Source organism: Paenibacillus sp. FSL R5-0527, from assembly GCF_038008055.1.
Classification (GTDB): Bacteria; Bacillota; Bacilli; order Paenibacillales; family Paenibacillaceae; genus Fontibacillus; species Fontibacillus macerans.
Map to the genome: position 1 here is coordinate 1 of NZ_JBBOYI010000006.1, position 4,356 is coordinate 4,356.

Annotated in this window: 5 protein-coding genes; all 5 read left to right on the forward strand. The window is 45.2% G+C overall.

What is annotated here, in order from left to right; genetic code table 11:
* Positions 1-802: phage tail sheath subtilisin-like domain-containing protein (locus NYE69_RS33325; protein ID WP_340930700.1), on the forward strand; the 802-nt coding region annotated here is incomplete at its 5' end.
* A 13-nt stretch (positions 803-815) separates the two neighbouring features.
* Complete coding sequence (locus tag NYE69_RS33330) at positions 816-1,289, forward strand: phage tail tube protein (protein WP_340930702.1); 474 nt, start codon at positions 816-818, stop codon at positions 1,287-1,289.
* 19 nt (positions 1,290-1,308) lie between these two features.
* Positions 1,309-1,713, forward strand: coding sequence for a phage tail assembly chaperone (locus tag NYE69_RS33335; protein WP_340930703.1), 405 nt, complete (start codon positions 1,309-1,311; stop codon positions 1,711-1,713).
* 234 nt (positions 1,714-1,947) lie between these two features.
* Positions 1,948-2,586 carry a hypothetical protein gene (locus tag NYE69_RS33340; protein ID WP_340930704.1) on the forward strand — a complete coding sequence of 213 codons (639 nt, stop codon included), beginning with the start codon at positions 1,948-1,950 and terminating at the stop codon, positions 2,584-2,586.
* Between the two features lie 135 nt (positions 2,587-2,721).
* On the forward strand, positions 2,722-4,356 hold a 1,635-nt coding region (locus NYE69_RS33345; RefSeq protein ID WP_340930706.1), incomplete at its 3' end, for a tape measure protein.

Here is a 4,356-nt window from a genome sequence, read left to right on the forward strand (position 1 = left end):
AACGCCACTCGCAAGCGGCACAGCGGGAACCGGAGGTATGGGTGAGTGGTCTGATGCCTTTACATCGTTTGAATCCGAAGACTTCAACGTCTTGGGTATCCCGGTAGACGATTTAAGCGTCAAGCAACTTGCTGTAGCCTTCACAAAGCGCTTGAGAGAGGACGAGGGGAGGAAGTTTCAAACCGTCCTTTACAACCACCCACAAGCCGATTATGAGGGCGTCATAAGCCTTAAAAACAGCGTTGTAACGTCTGACGGGGTAACGGTTGATCCAATCTTTTTACTCTGGGAAATCGCCGCCATGGAGGCAGCAGCAAACATTAATCAATCATTGACATATGCGACGATCCCAAATGCGGTAGATGTTACCCCGAAATATACACAAAGCCAAATCATCGACGCGCTGCAAAACGGGGAACTAGTCCTTACTGCAACCAATGGTCAAGTGCGGATTGAACAGGATATCAACACGCTGACCACATTTACAACGGATCGCAGCAGAGCGTACAGGAAAAACCGAGTAATCCGCACGCTGGATTCTATCGCAAATGACCTCAAAACAAACTTTGATGAAAACTTTATCGGCAAGGTCAATAACGATGCCGATGGTCGAAACTTGCTTAAGGCCGCAACGATTTCCTATTTGGATACCTTGCAAGGCCTGGGGGCTATTCAAAACTTCGACTCGCAAAATGATATCGAAGTATTGCCGGGGAATGACATTGAATCTGTAATCATCAACTTGGGCATTCAACCTACGGACAGCATGGAAAAAATTTACATGACAATTACAGTGCGTTAAGGAGGGTTAATACATGGCAGGATTTTTTAACGTCAAGGACGCCGTCAGCGGTAAGATGGCGAAAGCCTTTGTTACAATTAATGGCCGAGTAGAGGAATTGTTCTATGCTAAAACGTTGGAATCTACAATCGAGAAAAACAAGGTAGACGTCCCTGTTTTGGGTAGAACCAATACGCCACAACGGTCTGCTGGTTGGTCTGGCTCGGGCACGCTGACAATCTACTATGTAACGTCCGTATTCCGTCAACTCATGAGAGATTACGTAAAGACTGGGGCGGATTTTTGGTTTGATCTCCAAGTGGTCAACGAACAGCCTGGGAGCGGAAGCGGTAAGCAAACCGTAGTCCTTAAAAATTGCAACCTCGACAGCACATCTGCTGCGCAGTTTGATGCAACAAGCGACGATATGCTTGAAGAGGAACTGCCGTTTACGTTTGAGGATTACGATGTCCTTGATCAATTTACAGCAGTACAACCTACAAACTAAAAATTAGGAGGAATTATATATGGATTTACAAGAATTTCTGAACGCAAACCCGGTTGACAATTTGACGGAGGAAGTTGTCGTTTCGCCGCGCTTTAAAGACGAAAAAGGCAACCCGCTGAAATTTACCATCAAGGCCATGACGGAAGAGGAATTTGAAGACATTCGCAAGAAATCGACTCAACTCCGCAAAAAACAGGTTGATTTCGATAACCGAAAATTCAACCTGAACGTTGCGATCAACAATACTGTTTACCCCGATTTTAAAAACGCAGAGTCTATTAAAAAACTCGGCGTGACCACGCCAGAGGAGTACGTCCAAAAGGTGCTACTCGCTGGGGAATTGGCAACTCTGGTGCAAAAAATCTCTGAACTGTCTGGATTTGACGTTGAAATGAGCGAACTCGTCGAAGAAGCAAAAAACTAATTGAGGAGGGCGATCCAGACGCTAATTATGCGTATTATGCCCTCCACAAATTCCGGAAATGGCCCAGCGAATTTATGGCCCTCCCTCGTAGAGAGAGGGCTTTTGTTATGGCCTGTATTGACGAGAGAATAGAGAAAGAGAAAAAAGAAACTGCGAAAATGAAACGTAAATAGTCTTTCTCCGTAAAATTATGGTAATATCATGGGTATATCCTACTATAAGGGGGAGGACTATTTGTTTTATTTCTTTATGATTTTGTGGTCGCTCGCATCAATAGCAACCATAGTATTGTTTTTAGTATGGCTGACAGCTAAGGTTTCTAAGAAGCCCTCCAAAACAAAAGGAAAGAGTACGTTGTATCTTTTGGTGGCATCTGTTTTGTTTTTGGTTGTTTCTCTCGTAATTAACGGGACTGGTGACAAACCCATGTCAACAGTTTCCGGCGATGAACAAGAAAAAGCAACAATGATAATTGATGCGAATAAATTCAGCAAAATATCACCGGATGAATTGGCTGAAATCTTGGGCGACCCGGAAGCGAAAGAAGAATGGAAATATGATAGTTTAAACGGCCAAACATACGATGCAATTACTTGGACATACGAAAATGGGAATCAGGAATTTCTTTTCATCGGTGGAAAGGTGGTCCGCTTTACGTTTTATGGGACAGGACAAACTTATACAGACGACGAACAAGTACTTTCTCTTTTCGGCATCACTCCAGGGCCAAACATTACGAAAACCGAGGATACAGGGGCAGCAATGAAATACGCTAACGCCTCGATGAAAATTGATGAATTTTGGTTGGTGGAAGACTCAAAACCAAATTCAATCGGAACTGTAAAAATAACTTACGATTCAAGGTATTTCTAAACACCCGTTAAAGGGTGTTTTTATTTTGCGCTAGAAGAAGGTGAAAGCGTGCCAACAATATCAACGGCTTTAAGAATGGCCGACCAATTTTCCTCGCCTCTAGCTAGGATTATTACCCAGGCGGACAAGGCAGTAATGACGATGGAACGACTTCGGCGAACAGTAGAAACACCGGCAACCTTACGACTAAATGCAAGTAATGCTGAACAACAACTTAGAGGCATTGAGCGAATTGTGCGGTCCGCCAAAATTGACGTCACCTTTAATGCCCGGCAGGCCGTTCAACGCGCACAAATGCTAAAAAGACTACTACAAAGGCAACTTGATGGCATCCAGGCGCGTATTAAGGTAGAATTGCCCGCTTCACTGAATGTGATGTTTGCGAATCTCCAGCGACTTGTTATGAAATTTATCGCAGCTACACGGCGGCTACAAGGCGTTGCGGGGGATCAAAGGGCCGCGCAAGAAAAGATTGCCGAATTGCAGGAAAAGATTTTGCAGTTACAAAACCGAATCAATTCAGCAAATCGCCAATCTGGTCAATCATCTTCGGGCTGGCTATCCAATATGCGGGGGCTAGTCGCAACCTATCTCTCGATCCAGGGAGCGCAAAAAATAGCAAGTATAAGCGACGAGTATATTAATTCACAAGCTCGGCTGAACATGATCAATGACGGGCTACAGACAACGGCGGAACTGCAAGAAAAAATCTTTGCTGCCGCAGAGCGCTCCCGTGGTTCGTATACTGATTTGGTCGGTGTAATTGGTCGGATGGGTATACTTGCCTCGGACGCATTTAAAAGTAATGATGAGTTGATTGCCTTTTCGGAACTTATGCAAAAATCATTCCGTGTCGGTGGATCGTCGACGATGGAACAGCAGGCTGGTATGTACCAATTATCGCAAGCCATGGCCGCAGGTAAATTGCAGGGCGATGAGTTCCGAAGCATCATGGAAAACGCCCCAATGCTAGCTGCGGCGATTGCCGATTTCACAGGCAAGAGTAAAGGTGAACTAAAGGAGATGTCCGCTGACGGTACAATAACGGCAGATATCATAAAGGGTGCCATGTTTAATGCTGCGGATGATATAAACGCTAAGTTTGCCACAATGCCGCTGACGTTTGGGGACATGATGAACCAGCTTAGAAACAAGGCGTTGCAGGCATTTGGACCAGCCATAGAACGCATAAGCGCTATGCTCAATAATCCCGATATGCAGAACAGTATTTCAAATATGGCTACAGCTTTTGCCGGAGCAGCAGAGGGAGCGATTAAATTTCTTGATGCCGCAGCAAAAGTTTATAATTTTATGTCTACTAACTGGTCGTGGGTCGAGCCGATCATTTGGGGCGTTGTTGGGGCCATCGCTGCATGGACAGTGGCGCAATGGGCCCTAAATATTGCACTTGCGGCAAACCCGATTGGCCTTATTGCCTTGGGCATAGCGGCGGTTATTGGTGTAATCATATACCTGGTGAAATGGACCATTAACTTGTGGAACACGAACGACAAAGTTGTAGCAGCCATAATCCGAGGATGGAATAGTATCTGGAACTTCTTTGATCAAATACCGATCTTCTTTCAGTGGGTTGGGAACGGCATTGCTGATGCGTTTGATTGGGCAAAGGTAGAATCGCTAAAGATCATAGAGGGACTCGCCAATGGCGTAATCGATAATGTCAACTGGGTAATTGAGCAATTGAACAAAATCCCGGGTGTAAGCCTCGACGTTTTTGATCATTTGAGTGTATCTGGTGCCGCAGCCGCC